This is a genomic window from Flavobacterium sp. (assembly GCF_041392085.1).
Lineage (GTDB): Bacteria > Bacteroidota > Bacteroidia > Flavobacteriales > Flavobacteriaceae > Flavobacterium.
This window is the reverse complement of record NZ_JAWKMW010000009.1, coordinates 67251-92145: the sequence shown is the minus strand read 5'-3', so window position 1 is coordinate 92145 and position 24895 is coordinate 67251. Positions and strand designations below refer to the sequence as shown.

At 34.9% G+C, this 24895-nt stretch carries 22 protein-coding genes and 1 tRNA gene; 13 read left to right on the top strand and 10 right to left on the bottom strand.

The features are described 5' to 3' along the window. Positions 1-3: 3 nt before the first annotated feature. The 4 genes from R2782_RS09135 to pdxA all read right to left on the bottom strand — a co-directional run bounded on the left by R2782_RS09135 (position 4) and on the right by pdxA (position 3041). A complete protein-coding gene (locus tag R2782_RS09135; protein WP_371267926.1) occupies positions 4-1002 on the bottom strand; it encodes a beta-ketoacyl-ACP synthase III in 999 nt (332 codons plus the stop codon). A gap of 161 nt (positions 1003-1163) precedes the next feature. Beyond that, positions 1164-1358, bottom strand: coding sequence for a 50S ribosomal protein L32 (rpmF, locus tag R2782_RS09130; protein WP_026709628.1), 195 nt, complete (start codon positions 1356-1358; stop codon positions 1164-1166). Positions 1359-1367: 9 nt separating this feature from the next. Further along, positions 1368-1907 carry a DUF177 domain-containing protein gene (locus R2782_RS09125; protein WP_371267925.1) on the bottom strand — a complete coding sequence of 180 codons (540 nt, stop codon included), beginning with the start codon at positions 1905-1907 and terminating at the stop codon, positions 1368-1370. A gap of 84 nt (positions 1908-1991) precedes the next feature. Next, positions 1992-3041, bottom strand: coding sequence for a 4-hydroxythreonine-4-phosphate dehydrogenase PdxA (gene pdxA / locus R2782_RS09120; RefSeq protein ID WP_371267924.1), 1050 nt, complete (start codon positions 3039-3041; stop codon positions 1992-1994). A 58-nt stretch (positions 3042-3099) separates the two neighbouring features. Between pdxA and R2782_RS09115 the strand changes: the two genes are divergently transcribed. After that, complete coding sequence (locus tag R2782_RS09115; RefSeq protein ID WP_371267995.1) at positions 3100-3696, top strand: riboflavin synthase; 597 nt, start codon at positions 3100-3102, stop codon at positions 3694-3696. Positions 3697-3716: 20 nt separating this feature from the next. Here the strand turns inward: R2782_RS09115 and R2782_RS09110 are convergent, their stop codons facing one another. Beyond that, positions 3717-3944, bottom strand: a complete 228-nt coding sequence (locus tag R2782_RS09110; RefSeq protein WP_371267923.1) for a hypothetical protein — start codon at positions 3942-3944, stop codon at positions 3717-3719. Positions 3945-4202: 258 nt separating this feature from the next. Then, positions 4203-4276, bottom strand: a tRNA-Ile gene (locus R2782_RS09105). 154 nt (positions 4277-4430) lie between these two features. Between R2782_RS09105 and R2782_RS09100 the strand changes: the two genes are divergently transcribed. From R2782_RS09100 to R2782_RS09070, 7 genes are all read left to right on the top strand, one after another. Continuing rightward, positions 4431-4787 carry an arsenate reductase family protein gene (locus R2782_RS09100; RefSeq protein WP_371267922.1) on the top strand — a complete coding sequence of 119 codons (357 nt, stop codon included), beginning with the start codon at positions 4431-4433 and terminating at the stop codon, positions 4785-4787. Beyond that, complete coding sequence (locus R2782_RS09095) at positions 4780-5661, top strand: DMT family transporter (protein ID WP_371267921.1); 882 nt, start codon at positions 4780-4782, stop codon at positions 5659-5661. The genes R2782_RS09100 and R2782_RS09095 overlap by 8 nt, the downstream gene beginning before the upstream one ends. 92 nt (positions 5662-5753) lie before the next feature. Beyond that, complete coding sequence (locus R2782_RS09090; RefSeq protein ID WP_371267920.1) at positions 5754-6614, top strand: YicC/YloC family endoribonuclease; 861 nt, start codon at positions 5754-5756, stop codon at positions 6612-6614. A gap of 57 nt (positions 6615-6671) precedes the next feature. Beyond that, positions 6672-7241, top strand: a complete 570-nt coding sequence (gene gmk, locus R2782_RS09085) for a guanylate kinase (protein ID WP_371267919.1) — start codon at positions 6672-6674, stop codon at positions 7239-7241. A gap of 39 nt (positions 7242-7280) precedes the next feature. Continuing rightward, positions 7281-7646: a four helix bundle protein gene (locus R2782_RS09080; protein ID WP_371267918.1), complete on the top strand. Its 366-nt coding sequence runs from the start codon at positions 7281-7283 to the stop codon at positions 7644-7646. Positions 7647-7670: 24 nt separating this feature from the next. Continuing rightward, positions 7671-8252 (top strand): nicotinate (nicotinamide) nucleotide adenylyltransferase, encoded by a 582-nt coding sequence (gene nadD, locus R2782_RS09075; RefSeq protein WP_371267917.1) that lies wholly within the window; start codon positions 7671-7673, stop codon positions 8250-8252. A 118-nt stretch (positions 8253-8370) separates the two neighbouring features. Continuing rightward, positions 8371-9537 (top strand): iron-containing alcohol dehydrogenase, encoded by a 1167-nt coding sequence (locus tag R2782_RS09070; protein ID WP_371267916.1) that lies wholly within the window; start codon positions 8371-8373, stop codon positions 9535-9537. Positions 9538-9791: 254 nt separating this feature from the next. Here the strand turns inward: R2782_RS09070 and R2782_RS09065 are convergent, their stop codons facing one another. Then, positions 9792-11846 (bottom strand): M13 family metallopeptidase, encoded by a 2055-nt coding sequence (locus R2782_RS09065; RefSeq protein WP_371267915.1) that lies wholly within the window; start codon positions 11844-11846, stop codon positions 9792-9794. A 3-nt stretch (positions 11847-11849) separates the two neighbouring features. Next, a complete protein-coding gene (locus R2782_RS09060; RefSeq protein WP_371267914.1) occupies positions 11850-15230 on the bottom strand; it encodes a T9SS type A sorting domain-containing protein in 3381 nt (1126 codons plus the stop codon). 116 nt (positions 15231-15346) lie between these two features. On the opposite strand from R2782_RS09060, the gene R2782_RS09055 reads away from it, so the two are divergent. From R2782_RS09055 to R2782_RS09040, 4 genes are all read left to right on the top strand, one after another. Beyond that, the gene (locus R2782_RS09055) at positions 15347-16009 is read left to right on the top strand and encodes an SCO family protein (protein ID WP_371267913.1); all 663 of its coding nucleotides are present in this window, start codon (positions 15347-15349) and stop codon (positions 16007-16009) included. 84 nt (positions 16010-16093) lie between these two features. Continuing rightward, positions 16094-16327, top strand: coding sequence for a ferrous iron transport protein A (locus tag R2782_RS09050; RefSeq protein ID WP_371267912.1), 234 nt, complete (start codon positions 16094-16096; stop codon positions 16325-16327). 8 nt (positions 16328-16335) lie between these two features. Continuing rightward, positions 16336-18441 (top strand): ferrous iron transport protein B, encoded by a 2106-nt coding sequence (gene feoB, locus R2782_RS09045; protein ID WP_371267911.1) that lies wholly within the window; start codon positions 16336-16338, stop codon positions 18439-18441. A gap of 139 nt (positions 18442-18580) precedes the next feature. Further along, a complete protein-coding gene (locus R2782_RS09040) occupies positions 18581-20821 on the top strand; it encodes a TonB-dependent receptor family protein (protein ID WP_371267910.1) in 2241 nt (746 codons plus the stop codon). Between the two features lie 189 nt (positions 20822-21010). On the opposite strand, the gene R2782_RS09035 is transcribed toward R2782_RS09040, so the two are convergent. After that, a complete protein-coding gene (locus R2782_RS09035) occupies positions 21011-21832 on the bottom strand; it encodes a ZIP family metal transporter (RefSeq protein ID WP_371265993.1) in 822 nt (273 codons plus the stop codon). A 1-nt stretch (position 21833) separates the two neighbouring features. After that, on the bottom strand, positions 21834-22487 hold the full coding sequence (locus tag R2782_RS09030) for a metal-dependent transcriptional regulator (RefSeq protein ID WP_188361460.1): 654 nt from the start codon (positions 22485-22487) through the stop codon (positions 21834-21836). Positions 22488-22573: 86 nt separating this feature from the next. Here R2782_RS09030 and R2782_RS09025 point away from each other — a divergent pair, with 86 nt between their 5' ends. Further along, positions 22574-24874, top strand: a complete 2301-nt coding sequence (locus R2782_RS09025; RefSeq protein ID WP_371267909.1) for a TonB-dependent receptor domain-containing protein — start codon at positions 22574-22576, stop codon at positions 24872-24874. Positions 24875-24895: the final 21 nt, after the last annotated feature.

Here is a 24895-nt window from a genome sequence, read left to right as displayed (position 1 = left end):
TTTTTATTTATTGTTGTAAGCCCATTTTAAATAGATTGAGCCCCAAGTAAAACCTCCTCCAAAAGCAGCAAAAATGAGGTTATCCCCTTTTTTAAACTTGTGCTCAAAGTCACTCAATAATAAAGGCAATGTTGCAGAAGTAGTATTGCCGTATTTTTCAATGTTTACTAACACTTTGTTTTCATCAACTCCCATTCGGTTTGCTGTTGCATCAATAATCCGTTTATTGGCTTGATGAGCCACTAGCCAATCAACATCATCATGAGTAAGATTATTTCGCTGCATAATTTTCTCACTCACGTCAGCCATTCCTGAAACAGCATACTTAAATACTGTCTTCCCGTCTTGAAAAACAAAATGTTGCCTGTTTTTTATCGTTTCTTCAGAAGGAGGGAGAATGGATCCGCCAGCATCGATTTTTAGGAATTCGCGACCTATACCATCGCTTCTTAGATATTCATCCTGTAAGCCGAGACCTTCATTGTTTGGTTCAAAAAGAACAGCACCTGCACCATCTCCAAAGATAATGCAGGTTGCTCGGTCGGTATAATCTATAATAGATGACATTTTATCGGCTCCAATCAAAAGTACTTTTTGGTATCTTCCGGATTGAATGTAGGCCGCTGCGGTTGACATGCCGTAAAGAAAACTTGAACATGCCGCCTGTAAATCATAGGCAAACGCATTTGTAGCTCCGATCTGAGTAGCTACATATACCGCCGTAGAAGCAACAAGCATATCGGGAGTAGCCGTAGCTACAATAACTAAATCAATTTCTTCCGGATTAATATTGCTTTTATCTATTAAATTTTGGGCTGCTTTAATAGCTAAAAAAGAAGTTCCTTTCCCTTCTTCTTTTAATAATCTTCTCTCTTTGATTCCTGTTCGGGTGGTAATCCACTCATCGTTTGTATCTACTAATGTTTCAAGCACTTGGTTTGACAACACAAAATCAGGAACATAAGCACCTACTGCGGTTATAGCGGCCGTTGTTTTACTCATATGGTTTGATTATTTTTCTTTCACCGTAAAGGTTATAAGAGGTGGAAATTACAAAAAAAAATCTAAACTTGATTGTTTTCGAAAGGCTAATTTTATTAAAACATAGGTATAACAAAAAACTCCCACAAGGTGAGAGTTTATCTATATACGATAAGAAAATACTAAGCAACAGCTTCTGTTTTATCAATTACAACTTGACCACGGTAGTACATTTTACCTTCGTGCCAATATGCTCTATGGTATAAGTGTGCCTCTCCTGTTATAGGGCAAGTAGCAATTTGTGCTGCAGTTGCTTTATAATGAGTTCTTCTTTTGTCTCTTCTGGTTTTCGAGGTTTTTCTCTTTGGATGTGCCATTTTACTATATTATTTATCCGTTAATAGTTTTTTTAATTGATCCCATCTAGGGTCTGTTTCTTCACCTTTTGTCTCTTCTTTTTTCGCTTTGACTGTCAGTTGTTCTAATTTTTCGATTGCTTCCGATTTCAATGTTCCGTCTTTTATTCCGGGATGAGTTCTTTTTAATGGGATTGAAAGCACAATCATTTCATAAATGTATTGTGATACGTCTACTTGGTGTTCACCATGAGGGAGTATAAGCAATTCTTCATTATCATCATTAAAAGTATCTCCAAACTGAACTACCACATCGATTTTCCCTTTAATTGGTAAATCAAAAGGTTCTCCTGTTAAGTCACAAGGAACATTGACAGTTCCTTTATGCTTAAAATGCAATTCCATTAGGGTTGTTTTTTTTTCTAAAACAACATCTACTTTCACATTACAACTTTCAAACTCATCGTATTCGAAGCGATCAAAGAACGTTTTATCTATTTGATAGTCAAATTGATGTTTGCCTAGCTTTAATCCTATGAAAGGGATTAAATATTCATTAGATACTTTCATCTCAACAGCAATTTGTCCCAAAAATTTGGTTTGCAAAGATATAAAATTATCGCAAATCCAAGTGCGTTATAAACATTTTTTTGTTTAAAACTGTTTTTCCTTTATTTTGAGTGGTTTTTCGGTTATTTGTTCGTATTCAATTCTAGCCTTGTAGATATCAATTGCCAAATAAACCGCTTCTCTAAATGAATTAAAATCGGCTTTATTTTTCCCGGCAATTTCAAAAGCTGTACCATGATCGGGTGATGTTCTTATTTTGTTTAATCCCGCAGTATAATTCACACCACTCCCAAAAGATAATGTTTTAAAAGGAATTAATCCTTGATCATGATAACATGCAACAACAGCATCAAATTTGTCATGCATATTATTTCCAAAAAAACTATCCGCAGCATAAGGTCCAAAAACAAGAGTACCGGAATCAAATATTTTTTTAAGAGCGGGTCGAATAATTTCGTCATCTTCGTTTCCTATAACACCATTATCACCGCAATGAGGATTTAGTCCTAAAAGAGCAATTTTAGGTTTTCCAATTTTAAAATCTTGTATCAGTGCTTTTTTTACTGTTGCTATTTTTTGAACAATTAATTTTTCCGTTAAGTGTTTAGCAACTTCCGTTACCGGGACATGATCGGTAAGCAATCCTATTCGCAATGAATTGCTGACCATCAACATAAGTGAATCACCCTCAAGTTCTTGGTTTAAATAATCGGTATGTCCAGGAAATTTGAATTCTTCCGACTGTATGTTAAACTTGTTAATTGGGGCTGTAACTAAAACATCGACAATTCCTTCTTTGAGAGCTTTTGTGGCAGCTACAAATGATTTAATTGCATAACTCCCCACAATTTCATTTGCAACTCCGTACTCTAAATTAAAACTGTCTTTCCATAAATTAAAAACATTTATTTTTCCTGGGACAATTTGATCCAATTTATCTATTCCGTGTAATGTTGCTGTTGAATCAAAACTTTTTCGCAAATAAGACAGCATCTTTACATTGGCAAAAATTACCGGTGTACAAAATTCCAACATTCTGGAATCTTCAAATGTTTTAAGAACAACTTCGCTTCCAATTCCGTTTAAATCTCCTATTGAAATTCCGACAAGGATATTTTCTGCTTTTTTTACCATGACAAGACCTAATTTATTGCTATTTTTGAAGAGCAAATTTAAGAAAATAAAACCACAAATGTTTACCGGTATCATAGAAACTCTTGGAATAATAAAATCTATTGTAAAAGAACAGAGTAATGTTCATTTTACCATCACTTCTAAAATTACCTCAGAATTAAAAATAGATCAGAGTGTTGCACATAATGGCGTTTGCCTAACAGTGGTGGAGATAAAAAACGATGATTACACTGTTACGGCCATTGAAGAAACTTTAAAAAAAACGAATTTAGACAGATTAAAAATTGGTGATTCCGTAAATTTAGAACGTGCAATGAGGCTAGGTGACCGACTAGATGGTCATATTGTTCAAGGTCACGTTGATCAAATTGGTGAGTGTATTGACATAAATGAAGCAAATGGAAGCCGGTATTTCACTTTTAGCTATGATGCCTCTTTAAACAATATTACGATTGAAAAAGGCTCCATAACCATCAATGGAGTTAGTCTAACTGTTGTAAACTCCAAATTAAACGAGTTTAGTGTTGCAATCATACCATATACTTATGAACACACTAACTTTCACAAAATAACTAAAGGTACAATTGTTAATCTGGAATTTGATGTTATCGGAAAATATGTTATGCGATTAAACGAAATACGAAAAAAAGAATAGACAAAAAACGCTGAACTATTTCAGCGTTTTTTTATGTTGTGATTGAAGTTATATTTGTAAAAGGCTAGCAACAATCCTATTAGTAACAAAAGAACTACTCCTCCATCAATCGGCAAGCCCGGTGGAGGTGGTGTAGGCGGTGGTGGGTTTTGGATATTCGTGGTAGCAGAGGCATAAGACGATATCGAAACCATTCCTATAAAGCATCCCATTAGGGTAGTTAAAAACTTATTTGGAACAATTCTCATAGGGTGTAAATGTAAATAAATTTTCTCTTTAACAAAATATTTTGACAAATAAAGTAAAAATCTCTATAAAACAAAAACTATGTTACTTTTTTTTTAAATCAAATCTATGAATTTCTCAAATCCTCGGCAAAAGTACATTTTTTTTGTTAACAACTTTGATTTCAAAATTATATTAACGTAAAATGTTTGACTTTGGTTTGTAAAAACTCAAAAAACTTTCTATTCAAAAAAAGAAAGCCTTCCTGCTGGAAGGCACTGTGGTCCCACCTGGGCTCGAACCAGGGACCACCTGATTATGAGTCAGGTGCTCTAACCAACTGAGCTATAGGACCGGTTTAGAGAGTGCAATATTACTACTATTTTTGATTTACTCAAAATATAAATCGATTTTATTGTAGTTCGCATGAATTGTTTGGGTTAACATCACTTTAATTTGTTGATTTAGAATTCCTCAAAAAGTACTTACTTTTGCAAAAAAATAATGCGATGCGAAAAATATACTATCTCAAAACCTGTGATACTTGTAAAAGAATCATTAAATCACTTCCCAATACATCAACCTTTTTATTTCAAGATATTAAAGAAAACCCCATAACTGTTAAGCAATTGGAAGAAATTCATAAACTTACAGAAAACTATGAAGTGCTTTTCAGTAAAAGAGCCAAGCTGTATAAAGAAATGGGGTTAAAAGATGAAAAACTCACCGAATCAGACTTTAAAAGATATATTTTAGAACATTACACTTTTCTGAATCGTCCGGTAATTGTGATTGATAATGCCATTTTTGTTGGAAATAGTCCTAAAACTGTACAAGCTGCCATTGATTTTTTAGCAAATGAGTAAAAGACATTGGGCATTAATGGCGGCCACCATGGTTTCTATTATTTATGGGGTCACTTTTACCATAGCCAAAGACGTAATGCCCGAATTTATTGAGCCATTTGGTTTCATCGTTCTTCGGGTGGGTGGCTCTGTTTTATTGTTTTGGATGGTTTCCTTTTTTGGACCAAAAGAAAAAATTGCCACCTCTGATTTCCCCAGAATAATAGCCGCTGCATTTTTTGGAGTAGCATTAAATATGCTCACGTTTTTTAAAGGATTGAGTTACACTTCGCCCATCATGGGAGCGGTTTTGATGGTTACCACACCTATGATTGTACTTATTCTTTCAGCCATTATTATGAAAGAACGGATGCTAAAAAGAAAAGTATTCGGTATCGTTTTGGGTTTGGCCGGAACAGTTTCGCTCATACTTTACGGAAAATCGATGATTAATGCACCTAACGAAATGTTAGGAAATTTGTTGGTGTTTATCAATGCCGTTTCTTATGGTTTTTACCTTATCATCGTTAAAAAATTAATGGATAAATACAACGCATTCACCTTTGTAAAATGGATTTATAGTTTTGGTTTTTTAATGGTATTACCTTTTGGGTGGAGTGAATTTGACGCCGTAAATTGGTCATTAGTTCCTACCGATATTTACTGGAAAATTGGTTTTGTCGTCATTTTTTCAACTTTTTTAACGTATTTATTAAACTTGGTTTCCATGCGGGAATTGAAACCTACTACGGTTGCCGTTTTTATCTATCTACAACCTTTATTTGCAACCATTTTTGCCATCAGTTTAGGAAAAGACGAATTGAGTTGGGTGAAAATAGGTTCGGCTATTTTGATATTCACGGGAGTTTATTTGGTAACGCAGAATAAAAAGTAGTTTACAGTCGCAGTTTACAGTCACAGTAAATCTGAAAACTGAGACTGAGACTGTAAACTTTTAATTATCTTTGAAAACATTTTTATACAAGCATGATACAATCAATGACCGGTTTTGGAAAAGCCTCGTTGCAACTTCCAACCAAAAAAATAACCGTAGAAGTTAAATCGTTAAACAGTAAAGGATTGGATTTGAATGTTCGAATGCCTTCTGTTTATCGTGAAATGGAATTGGGATTACGCAATGTTATTTCTCAGAAATTAGAGCGAGGCAAAGTTGATTTTTCCATTTATATTGAAATTACCGGTGAAGAAACTTCTTCCAAAATCAATGTTCCGATTGTTAAAGGCTATATTAATCAAATGAAAGCTGTAATTCCGAATGCAGATGAAACCGAATTGATGAAAATGGCCGTTCGTATGCCGGACGCATTGAAAACCGAGCGTGATGAAATTGATGAAAACGAATGGAATGAAATCTTAAAAGTAGTGGATGATGCGATGAAAAACATTGCTTCTTTTCGTATCGATGAAGGAAAATCATTAGAAAACGAATTCATCATGCGAATCGAAAATATTCGAAATTTTATGAATCAAGCGGTGAGTATGGATGCCGAACGAATTGAAACCGTAAAAAATCGACTTCGGACTGCTTTAGCAGAATTGGAAGCCAATGTAGACGAAAACCGTTTTGAACAAGAGTTGATTTTTTATCTTGAAAAATATGACATTACCGAAGAGCGAGTTAGATTAGAAAATCACCTGAATTATTTTATCGAAACCATTGCCGGAACCGAAGCTAATGGAAGAAAACTGGGCTTCATTACGCAAGAAATCGGTCGTGAAATCAATACAATGGGTTCCAAATCCAATCATTCTGAAATGCAAAAATTGGTGGTGATGATGAAAGATGAATTGGAGAAAATTAAGGAACAAGTTTTGAATGTTTTGTAAGTAGAAAATAGAGAAAAGAACAAAGAGAAAAGAACAAAGAGAAAAGATAACAACGCAATGACTAAAGGAAAATTACTAGTCTTCTCCGCACCATCCGGCTCAGGAAAAACTACCATTGTTCGACATTTGTTGGCTCAATCCGACTTGAATTTGGAATTTTCGGTTTCTTGTACCACTCGAGAGCCACGAGGTGAAGAAGTGCACGGAAAAGATTATTATTTTATATCGCTAAAAGAATTTAAAAACCACATTAAAGCGGAAGAATTTGTTGAATGGGAAGAGGTTTATCGCGATAATTTTTACGGCACCTTAAAAAGTGAAGTCGAACGCATTTGGGCCAAAGGAAAAAATGTCATTTTCGACATTGATGTGGCCGGCGGATTACGAATAAAATCGAAGTTTAAAACCGAAACATTAGCCGTTTTTGTGAAACCGCCGAGTATTGATGAGTTAAAAATTCGTTTAAAAAAACGCTCTACAGAATCGGATGATAAAATCAACATGCGAATTGCCAAAGCATCGGTTGAATTAGCTACCGCACCCCAATTTGACAAAGTGATTAAAAATTATGATTTGGATGTGGCGAAAGCAGAAGCATATGAATTGGTGAGGGAGTTTCTTAGTTAGTCCTTAGTCCTTAGAGGATGAAACATAAAAAACATATTTATGGCAGCTGTAAATTCATATAAAGATTTACTTATTTGGCAAAAAGGCATAAGAATTGTCATTTTAGTATATAAACTGGTTAAAAATTTTCCTGAAGATGAACGTTTTGCTTTAACAAGCCAATTAAAAAGAGCATCTGTTTCAATTCCATCTAACATTGCAGAAGGTTTTGGTAGAAATACGGATAAATCTTTTAGTTATTTTCTTGATATTGCTAAAGGCTCATTAAACGAAATAGAAACGCAACTCATTATTTCCAAAGAATTAGAATTTGTTAAAGATGAATCTTTATATGATGAGCTAATGCTAATGATTCAGGAAGAATCAAAAATGATCTATTCCTTTTCAAAAACTATCAAAAACTAAGGACTATTCACTAAGGACTAATCTATGAAAATCGGTCTCTATTTCGGCACCTTCAATCCTATTCATGTAGGGCATTTAATCATTGCCAATCACATGGCTGAATATTCCAATTTAGATCAAATTTGGATGGTGGTTACGCCTCACAATCCGCATAAACAAAAAAACACTTTGTTGGATGATTATCATCGCTTGGAAATGGTTCATTTGGCGACCAAAGATTATCCGAAAATAAAACCGTCAGACATCGAATTCAAATTACCTCAGCCTAATTATACCATCAATACATTGGCACATCTTCAGGAAAAATATCCGAATTATGAATTTGCTTTGATTATGGGTGAAGACAACCTGAATTCACTACATAAATGGAAAAACTACGAAGTAATTCTTCAAAACCATGACATTTTTGTGTATCCGAGATTAAATTCCGGGGTGATTGATGAACAATTTATCAATCATCCAAAAATTCATCGTGTAGGTGCTCCGGTGATAGAATTGTCTTCTACGTTCATTCGCGAAAGCATCAAACTCGGCAAAAATGTGAGAGCCGTTTTACCCGAAAATGTGTGGGCGTTTTTAGATCATAATTTGTTTTATAGGAAGTAATTCTCTACTCTTAACACTCCTTTACCACTTGTTTCCTCAATCGTTTTGTAACTTTGTAACCGTTTAAGTAGTGTCTCTTTTAAACGCTTAAACATTTAAACCCTTAAACAAAATACAAATGACAAACTTCGAATTATACAACCCAACCAATTACATTTTTGGAAAAGGTCAAATAGCCAAATTATCCGAATTAGTTCCTGCCAACAGCAAAATTTTATTGGCGTATGGCGGTGGAAGTATTTTTAAAAATGGCATTTATGATCAAGTAAAATCAGCACTTTCCGAGTTTGAAATTGTTGAATTTGGGGGCATCGAACCCAATCCGCGTTATGAAACCTTGATGAAAGCGGTAGAAATCATTCGCAATGAAAAAATCGATTTTATTTTAGCCGTTGGTGGCGGAAGTGTGATTGATGGTGTGAAATTTATTTCAGGAGCCGTTAATTTTGAAGGAGATCCGATTGAGATTTTGAAAAAACGCGTTTTGTTTAAAGATATTTCCAAAGTCATTCCGTTTGGAACAGTTTTAACCTTACCGGCAACCGGAAGCGAAATGAACTCGGGTGCGGTAGTGACCATCGAAGCCACGCAAGAAAAATTAACCTTGGGCGGAAGTGCGTTATTCCCAAAATTCTCGATTTGTGACCCAACTGTGGTGGCTTCTTTACCGAAAAGACAATTGGAAAATGGCGTAGTCGATGCTTTTACGCATGTGATGGAACAATACCTCACGTATCCGCATGACGCTTTATTGCAAGACCGAATTGCCGAAAGTATTTTGCAAACGCTGATTGAAATTGGACCGGATGTGGTTCAAAACCCATCAGATTATAAATTGGCTTCCAATTTTATGTGGTGTGCCACGATGGCCTTAAACGGATTGATTCAAAAAGGAGTGCCGAGCGATTGGGCAACACACATGATTGGGCACGAATTAACCGCTTTATATGAAATTGATCACGCGAGAACGTTGGCCATTATTGGTCCGAATTTATACAAAGTAATGTTTGATTCTAAAAAAGAAAAATTGGCTCAATACGGTGAACGCGTTTGGAAAGTAGAAGGAAACTCAATTGAAGAAAAAGCAACACAAGCCATTGAGAAAACGGTTGAGTTTCTTCATAAAATGGGTATGGAAACGAAACTTTCTATTTATACTTCTGATTATGAAAAAGCTTCTGATTTTATCGTAAATCGTTTTGAAGAAAGAGGATGGAAAGCGATGGGAGAAAAACAAAATATCACGTTGGAAAAAGTGAGACAAATTGTGGAGATGAGTTATTAAGAGAGTTACTGAGTAGCTGAGTGGCTGAGATAAAAATGCAATCATTATCGTATTACTTAGAAGCTCAATTTCTCAGAGTCTCAGTAACTCAGAAAAAAAATTCAAAAGGCGTTCCGAAAGTAATTTTCGGAACGCCTTTTTCAAAACACCAAAACAAAATTTAACTAACTCTAACTTGCTTTATTCAAATGATTGTTGAGTTACAACGTTGGGTTTTATAATTTATTGTATTGATTATTAATATTTTAACTTAATTACCAAATTCGCACTCTTTTGTCTTCGGCAATGTACATTCCATCGCCCGGTTTAATGTTGAATGCTTCATAAAAAGCATCCACATTTTGAAGCGGAACATAGGCTCGGTACTGACCAGGAGAATGGGTATCCGTTTTTACTAAATTTTTTATTGCTTCATCTCTGGCTTTGCTTCTCCAAATGGTTGCCCATGAAATAAAGAAACGTTGTTCCGGAGTAAAACCATCAATTAAACCAGGGTTTCCGGTTTGTTTTAAGTGAATTTTTAATCCGTCTAAAGCGGCATTTACTCCACCTAAATCGCCAATATTTTCACCAAGCGTAAATTTACCATCCACAAAAATTCCCGGTATCGGTTCCAATTGCGAATATTGATCTGCCAAAGCTCCGCCTAATTCGGTAAATTGCTTTAAATCTTCCTCACTCCACCAATTGACTAAATTTCCATCGGCGTTGTAACGCGAACCGCTATCATCAAAACCATGTGAAATTTCATGACCAATTACAGCTCCTATTCCACCATAATTTACAGCTTCATCAGCTCTGTAATCATAAAATGGAGGCTGGAGTATAGCTGCCGGGAAAACGATTTCATTAAACGACGCACTATAATAAGCGTTTACCGTTTGAGGTGACATTCCCCATTCGGTTTTGTCAACCGGTTTCCCTAATTTGGCAAAATTTTCATCGTTACGCCATTTGGTAATTCGTTTTGAATTTTCAAAATAAGTTCCACACTCTTTTGGACTGACTATAGTTATTTTTGAATAGTCTTTCCATTTATCAGGATAACCGATTTTTACATTGAATTTTTTTAACTTTGCAATTGCATTTGCTCTGGTTGATGGTGCCATCCAAGGTAAAGCATTGATTCTGTTTTCAAAGGCTAAAAAAACATTATCTATCATTTTTCTAGCTTTTTCTTTGGCTTCGGGTGGGAATTTTTTCTCAACATAAATTTTTCCTAATGCTTCACCAAAAGACCTATTCACATTTTGTAAAGCCCTTTCATCTAACGGTCTTTGTTTGATAGCTCCAGTCAGTGTTCGTCCGAAAAACTCCCAATTTGCATTTTCAATTTCAGTAGAAAGCATTCCGGCTGAACGGTTTAATAATGTCCAACGCATATACGCTTTCCAATCATCCACTTTATTTTCTTTGAAAATAGTTTCTAATGCAGTCATGTACTTGGGTTGCGACACAATCAAAGTATCGACGACCGGTAAACCAACTCCTTTTAAATATTCTGTCCAATTAATCGTTGGTGTTAATTTTTGAAGCTCGTCCACCGTCATGGGGTTGTATGTTTTTCTTCTGTCTCTTCTTTCCACTCGGTCTAAACGAGGTGTTGCCATAGCAATTTCGAGAGCTAAAATTTTATCCGCACTAATTTTGGCTTTTGAAGTTTTTTCGCCCAAATAACTCATCATTTTAATGATATGAGCATGGTATTTTTCTCTTTTTTCTTTACTGTCTTTTTCATCGGAAACATAATAATCTCTATCCGGAAGTCCGAGACTTCCTAACCCAACACTCACGATATTTCGGTTACTGTTTTTCGCATCCGTACCAACATTAACACCAAAAAATCCGATTCCGCCTTCGGTTTCCATTTCGATTAAAAGTTTTTTTAAATCGGAAACGTTTTTAACCGCATTGATTTTTTTTAAATAGGGTTCCAACGGTTTGATGCCGAGTTTGTTTCTGGAAACCGTATCCATAATTGAACGGTAAAGATTCAGAGCTTTTCCTTGATCAGTTTCATTTGTATAAGCCGCATTTTGCAAAGCTTCATTGAGGATAACTTTCATGTCGTCATCCGTTTTCTTTCGCAATTCATCAAAGCTTCCCCAACGGGTTCTATCGGCAGGAATTTCATTTTTATCTAACCAATTTCCGTTTACGAATCGGAAAAAATCATCACTTGGTTTAACCGACTTGTCCATATATTCTAAGTTAATCCCGATGGTTTCTTCACTTTCTTCTTGAGCAAATCCAACCATTAAGGAGGACAATGTCAGTACGTAAACCAAATTTTTTTTAATTGTATTCATTTCTTAATTTTTAATTATTCGTTGAACAGTTTGTCCGTTTTCATTTGAAATTTTAATAAAGTAAACTCCATTTGAAACGTGTGATAAATTTAATTCGGTTTGATTTTCGGTTAAATCAGTTTTAACCACAGACAAAATATTTTTACCCGTAACATCATATATGTCTATGTTTTGTGGGTTAAAATTCCGATGTGACAAGGTGAAAATTCCTTTTGTAGGATTTGGGAAAACCGCTATGGTTGTATTTTCAAAACCTGTTGTTGATAATGTTCCGTCAATAACAAAATCGTCAATAACAGCACCTTCTTTTGTGATTGTATAATCTGAATGAAATACAAAACGAAAGATAATGTTACTTTCATTCGTAAAAGCATTCAAGAGATAACTGTATTCTTCTAAATTAGTATTTGTTCCGGTCCATTGAGCACCGGGACAAATATCGCAATCATTTGCAGTTTCCGGACTTCGATCACTATTGTACCAATTTGGGTCATTCGCTGTTCCTAAAACCGCCCAGTTTTCACCAAAATCAGTTGAATATTCCACGTAAAGCACATCCCAATTTTCTTCGATATCAAACGCTAATTTAAAACGCATTATTGGGTTTGTAATTTGTGTGAGGTCATAACATTGTGAATATAAGTAGGCTTTGGTGAAATCGATGTAATTTCCATCTAAATTTGTTGCATATACATTTGCTCCGGATGCAGCTTGGTTTAATAATGTTCCTGCAGGAATTCCTCGTTGCCAACTATCCTCCGAACCTTCATGATTAGATAACAAAGTAGAATCCTCTGTTTCAAAAGTATTTACTACCCCTACTTCACCATCATCATTGTTTAAAATTTGTAAGGTTAATGAATTATTATTTTCAAAGGCATCATTTACCAGAACAACATTCGCAAAAATTGTAGAAATTCCTTTTTCAAAAACAACGTTTGGAATTTCAACTGTAGTGGATATTTGTGAAGGTAAGTTACCACTCCATTCATAAGTTGATTCCATCTGATTGATGCTATAATTTAATGTAAAATTAGTTATTGAAGTTGCCCCTGTATTTCTTACCAAAAATGATATCCCTTCTGTGTTACAATTAATGTTTGAAGCTACAGGATTTTCGATGCTAAGTAATGCAATTTCATTTTCTGCTAATTGTGATGGAATTGGAGATTGCCAAACACCTCTTCCGTAAGTGGATGCAATGATTTTTCCATCCAACACATTTATTTCTAAATCAGTAACAGCTACATTGGGCAAATTAGTATCATATGGAATCCATGCATTCAAAGAATCATCTCGGTAATACACCCCTAAACTTGTTCCTAAATATAGAGGATTTAATGGATGATTTGATTGGTGTTTGATGATATTTCTCCCAATTGGAGGAAGTCCTTGTGCGAGGTTAGCAAATGAAACACCTCCATTAATTGATCTCGAAACTACTCCGTTGATGCCTGAGCACGTGATATAAATCATATTATTATTGTGCACATTTACCTCTACAGAAGTAATATTGGAAGAAAAAGAAAAAAGAAAATCAAATGTTTCTCCACGGTTTATGCTTTTATATAAATCTTCCCCATCTGCTATGTACATGATATCATCATTGGAAGGATCTACAATAATTCGTTCAATATTACCGTCAAAACTTGTATTAATGGATACGTTTTGCCAATTATTACCCACTAACTTATATAAACTAGAATAACCGGCAAATAATTCTCCAACGGAATTAAAAACTAAAGGTGTGATCCAATTACCATCCTCACCATCCGGAGCTCCTACACTTCCTGAGAGAGTTGCCCCGGCATTATTGGTGAAATATAAACCTCCTCCGTTTTGAATGAAACCGTAGTATTTATTACTGTTATTTGGATCGATGGCGGTTTCCATACCATCTGCTCCATAAAAGTTTTTCCATTGATTATTACTTAAGGCATAACCTCCATTATCTTGCAGACCGCCGGCAATCTTTGAGCTTGATTGTTTAGAAACAGAAATTCTATAAAACTGACCAATTTGAGCTGTAGCAGTTAAATCTGTAAACGAAGTTGCGTTGTTAGCAGAAACATACACTCCTCCATCACTACCACAATATAGCACGCCATCATAAAAACGTAAAAAATGAATGTCCGCATGCGTGTAAGTAGCTTGGAATGGATTTGACCAACTATTGATTTTTGTAAAATTATTTCCGCCATCTGAAGATTTCCAAATATTTAATACGCCGGTATACACCTCTTCCGGATTGGTGTCTGAAACCGCTAAAGCTAAATCAAACCAAGCTTGATTGGCCTCGAAAATATCTGCCGAATTTTCAGTAATGGTAAAATTAATTCCGGAATTTGTTGATTTATAAAGCCCTTGATGACTCCAATTTGTTCTGGCACTCAATACATAAACATATTCAGGATTTGCAGGCGTTACATCAATAATTAAACGTCCGGAATTGGCCGGCATGCCTGAGGTAATCATTGTAAAACTATTTCCGCCATTGGTTGAGCGATAAAAACGGTTGTTAGTAACAGCATAAACAATGTTTGGATTGCCGGGTTTCAATTTTAAATCTTTTACATTTCCACTGAGGTTGTTTGTCCAAGTTGTTCCGCCATTCGAGGTTTTAAAAAGTCCTGCACTCGTTGCTACCCATAATGTTAGAGGGTCATTAGGATGCATGAATATATCTGCTGCAACGGTTGAGGTATTGCTAAATGTCAATCCGGTAGTATTCCAAGTCAATCCTCCATCAGTAGATTTTAATACACCTATCGAATATGTATCGCTGGCATCTTTATCACCGGTAGCTATGTAAATTATGTCTGGATTAGTATGGTCTATAGCTATCCCTGACACACCTATTTGAGGTAAATAATCGGACAAAGGTGTCCAATTTTGTCCTGCATCAGTAGATTTCCAAATCCCACCTGCGGGAGCACCAATATATATTTTATTTGGATTGTTGGGATCAACTACTACCACATTCACACGTCCTTGACCCGATGACCAAGAACCTGTGTTAATGTGATTAAAAGGCCCTATAGGCTCCCAATTGCTAATGTCGTTTAATATTTCTTCCCGACCCAGCAATCTTTCTCTCTTTTTATTCCATGCTTCCCACATTTGGGTAGGCGTCATTAAATAACCATTTTCATCAACTTTATTTTGCCAATGTGTTTCCCAACGCATAAAAGGTTTATACCCACTCCCTTTTGCTTTATGGTTTTTTTCTCCCCAATACGCATCAAAAGCAGTTTTAATTTCATCAAGTGTTGCCTCTTCTTTATTCTTTTTTTTAACATTTTCCATCCATGGAGCGATTGGATTAAATTGAGCAATTGCGAAAGAACATTGAATTATTAATAAAAGAAATAGATGCTTCCTCATTAAGTTTGAATTTTAATCAAAAATAGAAAAACGTTTTCAATTGATAACTATTAATTAACAGTTGTCTAAAGAGAAGTTTTGACGTTTACTTTTTTACCTTTGCAAAAACAAAGGCAATGCTACGCTACATCAAAAAATATAAATTTCAAATTTTAAGTTTTGTTACTTTTTCTGCTATTTTCCTGTCCATTTCTTTCCATTTATTAACGCCAAAGAAAAAACTTCCAATTTTCAATCCTTCTGATGTAAATCCTGAGTTGGTTGATAGCACTATTCAGCATGTAAGCAAATACCATACTATTGCAGATTTCTCATTTACCAATCAAAATGGTGAACTCGTTACACAAAAAAACTATGAAGAAAAAATTTATGTTGCCGATTTCTTTTTTACCACTTGCCCAACCATTTGCCCCATAATGCAAGACAATATGGTAGAAATTCAAAATACTTTTAAAAGTATTCCGGATGTAATGCTTTTGTCTCATACTGTAATGCCGGATATTGACAGTGTGCCGATTTTAAAAAAATATGCATTAGAAAAAGGAGTTATTGATTCGAAATGGAATTTGGTAACCGGTGATAAAAAAGACATTTTTTATATAGCTCGAAAATCGTACTTGGCAGTAAAAACCGAAACTGAAGGAGAATTATATGATATGGTTCATACGGAGAACCTTATATTAATAGATAAACAAAGAAGAGTTCGCGGATTTTATGATGGGACAAATAAGGAAGAAATCAAACGATTGATTGATGATATCCGATTTTTATTAGAATAAACAAATAAATCCATTCATGATTTTTATCAATTGCATTTGATAAAAAAAAACTACTTTTGTATTTATATTTATTCTAAATAAGTTTTGCAAACAACTGTTGATCTACTAAAAAAAGGTGAAAAAGCTGTCATCGTAGCTTTTAATTTAGAAACCATCCCGTTGAAATTAATTGAAATGGGTTGCATGGAAGGTCATACGGTTGAATTAATACAAACGGCTCCTTTTGGCGATCCATTATATTTAAATATGAATGGCACTCACTTGGCCATCCGAAAGGAGACAGCTAGAGAAATTGCTGTCGAAATCATTCAAAACTAAATTGCTGAATGAATATTTCTACTATAAAAGTTGCTCTAATTGGAAATCCGAATACCGGAAAAACTTCCCTTTTTAACCAGTTAACCGGACTTAATCAACAAGTTGGAAATTATCCTGGTATTACCGTTGAACGAAAAGTAGGTTATTGTTCTTTAGCTCAAAATAGAAAAGCTAGAATTTTAGATTTGCCGGGAACTTACAGTTTAAACACCAATTCATTAGATGAAAATCTGGTCATTGAATTACTACTAAATAAAAACGACAAAGATTATCCCGATGTTGCGGTTGTGGTTACAGAAGTTGAAAATTTAAAGCGTAACTTACTCCTTTTCACTCAAATAAAAGATTTAGAAATTCCAACCATTTTAGTCATCAATATGGCTGATCAAATGGAGATGAGGGGAATTTCATTGGATATCCCAAAATTAGAAATTGCCTTAAAAACTAAAATTGCCCTAATTAGTTCAAGAAAATCAACAGGTATAACTGAATTAAAAGAAATGATTCTTAATTATAAAGAATTATCTACCGAAGCATGTCTAAATGCATCGGAAATTGATTCAGAATATTTTGATAATCTTCGAAGAATATATCCGAATCATCAAAATTATAAACTTTGGCTAGTAATATCACAAGATGTTAACTTTGGTGAACTCTCAAAAAAAGTATTGCAAACTAATTCTTTTTCAAAGACAAATGAAGAATTGAAAAAATTACAACATAAAGAAACCATCAAACGATACCAATTTATTAATGAAATTCTAAAAGAAGGAAAAAAAGAAGATTTAACTAAAGCTACTGATTTTAGAAATAAACTTGATAAAATTCTCACACACAAAATAAGTGGTTATATTATTTTCTTTGCGGTTTTGTTCCTGATTTTTCAATCGGTTTTTGAATGGTCAAGTGTTCCAATGGAATGGATTGACGAATCATTTGCTTTTTTGAGTAGCTGGGTAAGTGATTATTTACCCTCCGGAAAATTGAATGATTTAGTTTCACAGGGAATAATTCCGGGAATTGGTGGTGTCGTGATTTTTATTCCTCAAATTGCTTTTTTATTCTTGTTTATATCTCTTTTGGAAGAAAGTGGCTATATGAGTCGGGTTGTTTTTTTAATGGACAAAACAATGAGACGATTTGGTATGAGTGGGAAAAGTGTTGTTCCTTTAGTTTCTGGCACGGCATGTGCTATCCCTGCCATTTTGGCAACAAGAAACATTGAAAACTGGAAAGAACGATTAATCACCATTTTGGTCACTCCATTTACTACTTGTGCAGCTAGAATTCCTGTTTATGCCATATTAATTGCTATAATTATCCCTGACAAAAGAATTTTTGGTTTTTTAAATTTACAAGGACTTACCTTAATGTTGTTATATACCTTAGGATTTTTAACAGCAATTCTTTCGGCAATGATTTTAAATAAAATACTCCGACTCAAATCGAGAAGCTTTTTTGTTATCGAAATGCCTAATTACAAAATTCCATACTACAAAAACGTAGGACTAAATGTACTTGAAAAAACAAAAACCTTTGTCTTTGGAGCAGGTAAAATTATCGTTTCTTTGTCAATTATACTCTGGTTTTTGGCTTCTTATGGCCCGAGCGAAAGTTTTGAAAAAGCGGAAGAAATCATCACTACTAAAAGACAAAATCATTCGCTTACGGATAATGAACTTCAAGATAAAATTGCCTCGTTTAAACTTGAAAATTCTTACATTGGAATTATCGGAAAAACAATTGAACCGGTAATTGAACCGCTTGGATATGATTGGAAAATTGGAATAGGAATTGTTGCTTCATTTGCTGCCCGTGAGGTTTTTGTGGGAACGATGGCCACCATTTACAGTGTTGGAAGTCATTCTGATGAAGAAAAAACAATCAAAGAAAAAATGAAAAAAGAAGTAAATCTAACATCCGGAAAACCCGTTTATACCTTTGCCTCCGGAATTTCTTTATTACTTTTTTATGCCTTTGCCATGCAATGTATGAGTACGTTAGCGGTGGTAAAAAAAGAAACGAATACTTGGAAATGGCCAATTATTCAACTTTTGTTCATGAGCGGACTTGCTTATTTAGTAGCTTTTTTTGCTTTTCAAGTACTGAATTAAAATAACTTTCATTTCCTAAAATTTAGAAAGATTTAATTTTCAAAAGCTTACAAAAAACTTTTTATTTTTATTATTTATATTTTGTCTAAATAAAATCTATGACTACTTTTGCAACTTATATTAAATCTAAATAACAATAATGAAAAATATAATTGCTCTTTGCCTGCTTGCTTTAACAGGCTTTTCTTTTGCTCAAAATTCAGAATCTCAAGACGATTTAGCACTAAATGACACTGTAAGAAGACTAGAAGGTGTTACGGTTAATGCCGATGTTTTGGTAGGAAGTAAATTCAAAGCAAAGAACAGAGCAGGTTCAACTTATTTTATATCACCTGAAGAACTAAAAATATTCAATTATACCGATATAAACAGAATATTGAGAGCGGTTCCCGGTGTAAATATTGTAGAAGAGGAAGGCTTTGGTCTTCGCCCTAGTATCGGTTTAAGAGGAACGAGTCCATCAAGAGCTTCAAAAATTACCATCATGGAAGACGGAATTTTGATTGCTCCGGCACCCTATTCTGCTCCGGCTGCTTATTATTTTCCAACGGCAAATAGAATTCAAAGTTTTGAAATTTTAAAAGGTGGAAGTCAAATTCAATACGGCCCTTACACAACCGGAGGAGCAATCAATATGGTTTCAAATCAAATTCCATCAAAATTTTCGGGAAGAGTGGTGGCTTCTATGGGAAGTTTTGATACTAAAAATACTTACGTGAATGTTGGTGATAATTTTAAAAACTTCGGTTATTTAGTTGAATATAATAATCGTAATTCTGAAGGTTTTAAAACCATCGACTTTAGCAAAAAAACAACCGGTTATAACGGAAATGATTATGTAGCAAAGTTCAGAGTAAACACCAATCCGGAAGCAAAAATGTTTCAATCGTTGACGTTGAAAGCTCAATTATCAAATGAATATTCTGATGAAACCTATTTAGGATTAACTCAATCTGACTTTGATAAAAATCCATACCGTCGTTATTTATCTTCTGAAGCTGATAAAATCGATACAAAACACGACCAACTGATGTTAACGCATTTGTTCATTCCGGTTGATTATTTAACTGTTACAACAAAAGCTTACCGCAATAATTTCAAAAGAAACTGGTACAAATTACACGATGTGAATGTGGGTGGTTCAAACGTTTCATTAGCTTCCATTTTAGATAATCCTGAAGATAATCAAGCGGGTTACGACATTATTACGGGAGCAGTAAATACCGCAGATAATGCATTAAGAGTACGAAATAACAATCGTGGTTATTTAGCAGAAGGAATTCAAACCGTATTAAATTTTAAATTAAACAGTGAGGTTGTTAACCATGATATTGATTTTGGAATTCGATATCATTTAGACAGCGAAGACCGTTTCCAGTGGGATGATCGTTATAAAATTCAAAATAATGCCTTATTCAGAACGGCTACCGGAACTCCGGGTACACAAGATAATCGTGTAGAAAGTGCAGAAGCAGTTTCCGCTCATATCTTATATAATTTGACCTTTAAAAAGTTTACGTTTTCTCCCGGAATTCGTTATGAAAATATCATTCGTCGCAGTTTAAATTACGGTACAGCCGATTTAGACCGAACCGGAGAAAATTTAAACCGCAGACAAAACCGAACAGAAGAATACATTCCCGGTTTTGGGGTTTTATATAAAATTAATGATAGTTATACCGCATTCACAAGTTTACACAAAGGCTTTTCACCTCCTGGTGTGAATGATGAAGATAAGGGCGAAAGTAGTATGAATTATGAAGCCGGATTCCGTTTTGCTAAAAAGGCATTAAACGGAGAAATCATCGCTTTTTACAACGATTTCAACCGTTTGCAAGGTGCAGATACGAACGCAGCAGGCGGAACAGGAACAGGCGATTTATTTAATGCCGGAGCAGCTCAAGTGCAAGGTTTAGAAGTTTTGGTTTCGTATGATCTTTTGAATGATGAAAATTCTAAATTCAAATTACCAATTACATTTAGCTATACATTAACAGATACAGAATTAAAAAACAACTTTGAAAGTGATACCGAAGCGTGGGGAGAAATTGAAGCAGGAGATGAAATACCTTATATAGCAAAAAATCAATTTTCAATCATTGCCGGATTAGAGCACAAAAAATTCAACATTTCCATCAGTGGAAAGTACAATGATCAATTTAGAACGGTTGCCGGACAAGGTTCAATTCCGGATAACGAATTGGTGAAAAGCAATTTTATTGTGGATGCTTCTGCTAAATATCATTTAACCGAAAAAGTAAGTTTGATGAGTAATATCGTGAACTTATTAGATATAGAATACGCTGTTTCAAGAGTACCAGCCGGTTTACGTCCGGGAATGCCATTTGGAATCCATTTCGGAATTACAGCACAATTTTAAAAAGTGTTTTATTTGTTTGTTAAAGGTTCTCTGTTTTTGATGGAGAACCTTTTATCTTTGTAGTATGATTGATTTTCAAGAAATAATCGCATTTATCATTTTAGGAATTGCAATTGCTGTTCTTTATTTTCATTTCTTTGGTAAAAAGAAATCGAAAAAAAATTGTGGCGGTAATGATTGTGGTTGTCACTAACTCCCTAACGCCACATCCAAACTCATCATCACCACAAATCCACCAATAAATCCGAGTGTTGCAATATCGGTATGTTTGTCTTGTTGCGTTTCCGGAATTACTTCTTCCACCACTACAAAAATCATTGCTCCGGCAGCAAATGCTAAAGCATACGGCAAAATTGGTGTAAAGAACGTTACTGCAACCGCTCCTAAAACGCCGGCAATGGGCTCGACTAAAGCGGAAGATTGCCCGTATAAAAAACTCTTTTTTCTGCTCATTCCCATTCGTCTCAACGGCATGGAAACAGCAATTCCTTCCGGAAAGTTTTGAATACCAATTCCAATCGCTAAAATTGTAGCTCCTGCAATGGATGCTTCGGGAATTCCTGCCGCAACACCACCAAATAAAACGCCAACCGCTAACCCTTCAGGAATATTGTGCAAGGTAATAGCCAAAACCAAAAGCGTTGTTTTTTGCCAAGGTGATTTTACCCCTTCGGTTTCTTTAAAATTGATGTGGATATGGGGTAGCAATTTATCCAATCCGAACAAGAAAAAAGCTCCTAGAATGAACCCAACTGCGGCGGGTATCACTTTTACAAATCCTTCCCCTTCCGACATTTCAATAGCAGGTGCAAGCAAACTCCAATAACTGGCTGCAACCATTACACCTCCGGTAAAACCGAGCATTCCGTCTAAAGCGGCACGATTCATGGTTTTAAAAAAGAACACTACCGAAGCTCCCAAAGCGGTTAAAAACCAAGTAAATAACGTGGCAAACAAAGCCGCTAAAATGGGGTCAATACTCGATAAATAAGCAACAATGCTATCAAACATATTAGATTACTTTTACAAATAAATTTCCGGCAATTTTATTTGAGATTAAAATCTCTTTTCCATTCATTAAAATAGTCAACGACATATCAAAAGCTTCTTTATTGATAATTTCAATTTCAGAGCCTAACGAAATTTGATGCTTATCTAAATATTGCAAAAAACTAGGCGAACTGTCTTTTACACCCAAACACATCACTTTTTTGTTCAAACCAACTTCTGAAAGTAATTGTTTTTCCACTTTGATCATTTGCCCATATCGATCAGGAATCGGATCACCGTGCGGATCTTCTTTAGGGAAGCCTAAAAATTCATCCAATCGATTGATTAATTTCTCCGATTTAATGTGCTCCAATTCTTCGGCTAAATCATGTACTTCATCCCACGTAAAATCTAATTTTTCTACTAAAAAAACTTCCCACAATCGATGTTTTCGCACAATCATTTTGGCCGCATGTAATCCTTTTTGAGTGAGTGTCACACCTTGGTATTTCTGGTAGTCAACCAATTCCTTTTCGGCTAATTTCTTCACCATATCCGTAACCGAAGAAGCCTTGCTTTCAATCATCCCTGCAATCGCATTGGTATTAATTCCTTTAGGCGAAACCAACGATAAATGATAAATTACTTTGATATAATTTTCTTCCGAATAGGTCATAAGTTCAATTAATTGAAAACAAATATACTAAGATAATTTGATATAAGTAAAATAATTTTTAGTTTTGTCTAAATTTATTTTTTGGTATGAAAAAAATTATACTTTTAGTTGTTTTATTGTTTACTCTATTTTCACAAGGTCAAGAAAAAGGAACGGTTGTGGGTCATATTTTATCTGAAGGTCAAGCGGTTCCGTTTGCGAGTATTCTTTTAAAAAATGCAACAACAGGGACTTCGTCTGATGAAAACGGAAATTATTCCATTGAAGTTCCGTCAGGAAAGCAAACCATTATCGTGCAAGCAATCGGCTTTAAAAACCAAGAAAAAAATATTAATGTTCCTTCGGGAGGAAAAATTCATTTGGATTTTAATTTAGAAGAAAGTGTTTTCGGACTCAATCAAGTAGTTGTTTCAGCTACACGCGGATTACAAAAAAGAACAGAAGCACCGGTAATTGTAACGGTTACCAATTCAGAAGTTTTACAAAAAGCACAAGCCATCAGTTTATCCGAAGGATTGAGTTTTCAACCTGGCTTGCGGATGGAAACGAATTGCCAAAACTGCGGATTTTCACAAGTTCGAATGAATGGTTTAGATGGAGCTTATTCTCAAATTTTAATGGATAGCCGACCGATTTTTTCAGCTTTAAATGGTGTATATGGTTTGGATCAAATTCCAACCAATATGATTGAACGAATTGAAGTGGTTCGTGGTGGCGGTTCGTCTTTATATGGGTCGAATGCGATTGCGGGCACCATCAACATCATTACCAAAGATCCGATAGAAAATTCGTTTGAAATCAATTCCCATTTAGGCCTAATTGACGGAAATGTGCCAGACAAAGCGTTAACCTTAAACGGAACCGTTTTATCAGATGATTTGAATTTAGGCATTCAACTTTTTGCAATGCTTCGTGACCGTGATTCTTTTGATGCAAATGATGACAATTTTACAGAAATTACGACAATGCAAAACCGAACGTTCGGATTCAAATCGTTTTACCGCCCGTTTGAAAGAAGTAAAATTACAGCTGAATTTCACACCGTAAATGAATTTAGACGTGGAGGCGAAAACCGTTTTGATTTGCAACCGTTTGAAGCTCTTACTACAGAACAAATTACTTCCAAAATGGTGGGTGGCGGACTCACGTTTGAAAATTATTCGGAAGATGAAAAGAACAAATATGCCGTTTATTTCAACACCCAACAATCCAAAAATGATAACTTTTATGGTGGTCGTGCGGATGATGAATTTGGAAATATAGACTATGAAGAAAGCATTCGTGGTTACGGAAATACTGAGGTTATAACTTGGATTGGTGGAGCTCAATACAATAGAAAACAAGAATCATTTTTAGGCGGATCGGCCACTTTGACAACCGGAGCCGAATACAAAAAAGAAAAGATGTTGGATGCGAAACCGGGTTATAATGCGTTCGTCAATCAAACGTTAGATATTTTGGGAATTTATGCTCAACAGGAATGGAAAGTCAATGAAAAACTAAAAGTTTTAGGCGGATTACGAGCCGATTTTCATAATGCTGCCGATGAGGCTGTGATTTTCAACCCAAGACTAAATATTCTCTACAATTTTAAAGAAAATTTACAATGGCGAAACAGTTATGCCAAAGGATTTAGAGCTCCGCAAGTTTTTTCGGAAGACATTCACGCCCGAATTGCAGCCGGTGAAGTTGCTTTGGTTGAACTGGCAGATGGATTAGAATCAGAAACATCACATTCCTTTTTAACTTCATTAGATTGGAGTAAAGTTTCTCCGAATTCTGAAGCCGGATTAACATTTGAAGCTTTTTACACCCGATTAAACGACCCATTTGTTTTAGAACAACTTACAGAAACCATTTGGGAAAAACGCAATGGAAAAGGTGCTGATGTATATGGTGTGAACTTAGAAGCAAAATATGCTCCTGGACAAAAGTGGCAATTTCAAGCAGGAGCAACCATTCAAAAAGCATTGTATGACCAAGCGGTTCAATGGAGTGAAAACTCAACGAATACAAATAGAAATTTCTTCCGTTCGCCAAATGTATATGGAAATTTAATGGCGACATTTTCACCCAAAAAAGCCTTTCAAAACAATATTTCTTTGGTGTACACCGGAAAAATGTATGCTCAACATTATGCAGGATTTATTGCTGAAGACCGTTTGGAAAAAACGGGAGATTTTTATGAAGTCAATTTAAAATCTTCGTATACATTTGTGGTAAAAGAAAAATTACATCTTCAATTGAGTGGCGGAATTCAGAATTTATTCAATCAGTATCAAAACGATTTTGACTCGGGTGTAAATAGAGATGCAAGTTATATTTATGGTCCATCTCGCCCCAGAACCGTTTTTATTGGACTGAAAATTGGAACCGATTTGTTGTAATATGCTATCGAATCATAACAA

Excerpts from the sequence above, each read along its gene's own strand:
- R2782_RS09135 (WP_371267926.1), bottom strand. The coding sequence starts at position 1,002 with ATGAGTAAAACAACGGCCGCTATAACCGCAGTAGGTGCTTATGTTCCT.
- rpmF (WP_026709628.1), bottom strand. The coding sequence starts at position 1,358 with ATGGCACATCCAAAGAGAAAAACCTCGAAAACCAGAAGAGACAAAAGA.
- R2782_RS09125 (WP_371267925.1), bottom strand. The coding sequence starts at position 1,907 with ATGAAAGTATCTAATGAATATTTAATCCCTTTCATAGGATTAAAGCTA.
- pdxA (WP_371267924.1), bottom strand. The coding sequence starts at position 3,041 with ATGGTAAAAAAAGCAGAAAATATCCTTGTCGGAATTTCAATAGGAGAT.
- R2782_RS09115 (WP_371267995.1), top strand. The coding sequence starts at position 3,100 with ATGTTTACCGGTATCATAGAAACTCTTGGAATAATAAAATCTATTGTA.
- R2782_RS09110 (WP_371267923.1), bottom strand. The coding sequence starts at position 3,944 with ATGAGAATTGTTCCAAATAAGTTTTTAACTACCCTAATGGGATGCTTT.
- R2782_RS09100 (WP_371267922.1), top strand. The coding sequence starts at position 4,431 with ATGCGAAAAATATACTATCTCAAAACCTGTGATACTTGTAAAAGAATC.
- R2782_RS09095 (WP_371267921.1), top strand. The coding sequence starts at position 4,780 with ATGAGTAAAAGACATTGGGCATTAATGGCGGCCACCATGGTTTCTATT.
- R2782_RS09090 (WP_371267920.1), top strand. The coding sequence starts at position 5,754 with ATGATACAATCAATGACCGGTTTTGGAAAAGCCTCGTTGCAACTTCCA.
- gmk (WP_371267919.1), top strand. The coding sequence starts at position 6,672 with ATGACTAAAGGAAAATTACTAGTCTTCTCCGCACCATCCGGCTCAGGA.
- R2782_RS09080 (WP_371267918.1), top strand. The coding sequence starts at position 7,281 with ATGGCAGCTGTAAATTCATATAAAGATTTACTTATTTGGCAAAAAGGC.
- nadD (WP_371267917.1), top strand. The coding sequence starts at position 7,671 with ATGAAAATCGGTCTCTATTTCGGCACCTTCAATCCTATTCATGTAGGG.
- R2782_RS09070 (WP_371267916.1), top strand. The coding sequence starts at position 8,371 with ATGACAAACTTCGAATTATACAACCCAACCAATTACATTTTTGGAAAA.
- R2782_RS09065 (WP_371267915.1), bottom strand. The coding sequence starts at position 11,846 with ATGAATACAATTAAAAAAAATTTGGTTTACGTACTGACATTGTCCTCC.
- R2782_RS09060 (WP_371267914.1), bottom strand. The coding sequence starts at position 15,230 with ATGAGGAAGCATCTATTTCTTTTATTAATAATTCAATGTTCTTTCGCA.
- R2782_RS09055 (WP_371267913.1), top strand. The coding sequence starts at position 15,347 with ATGCTACGCTACATCAAAAAATATAAATTTCAAATTTTAAGTTTTGTT.
- feoB (WP_371267911.1), top strand. The coding sequence starts at position 16,336 with ATGAATATTTCTACTATAAAAGTTGCTCTAATTGGAAATCCGAATACC.
- R2782_RS09040 (WP_371267910.1), top strand. The coding sequence starts at position 18,581 with ATGAAAAATATAATTGCTCTTTGCCTGCTTGCTTTAACAGGCTTTTCT.
- R2782_RS09035 (WP_371265993.1), bottom strand. The coding sequence starts at position 21,832 with ATGTTTGATAGCATTGTTGCTTATTTATCGAGTATTGACCCCATTTTA.
- R2782_RS09030 (WP_188361460.1), bottom strand. The coding sequence starts at position 22,487 with ATGACCTATTCGGAAGAAAATTATATCAAAGTAATTTATCATTTATCG.
- R2782_RS09025 (WP_371267909.1), top strand. The coding sequence starts at position 22,574 with ATGAAAAAAATTATACTTTTAGTTGTTTTATTGTTTACTCTATTTTCA.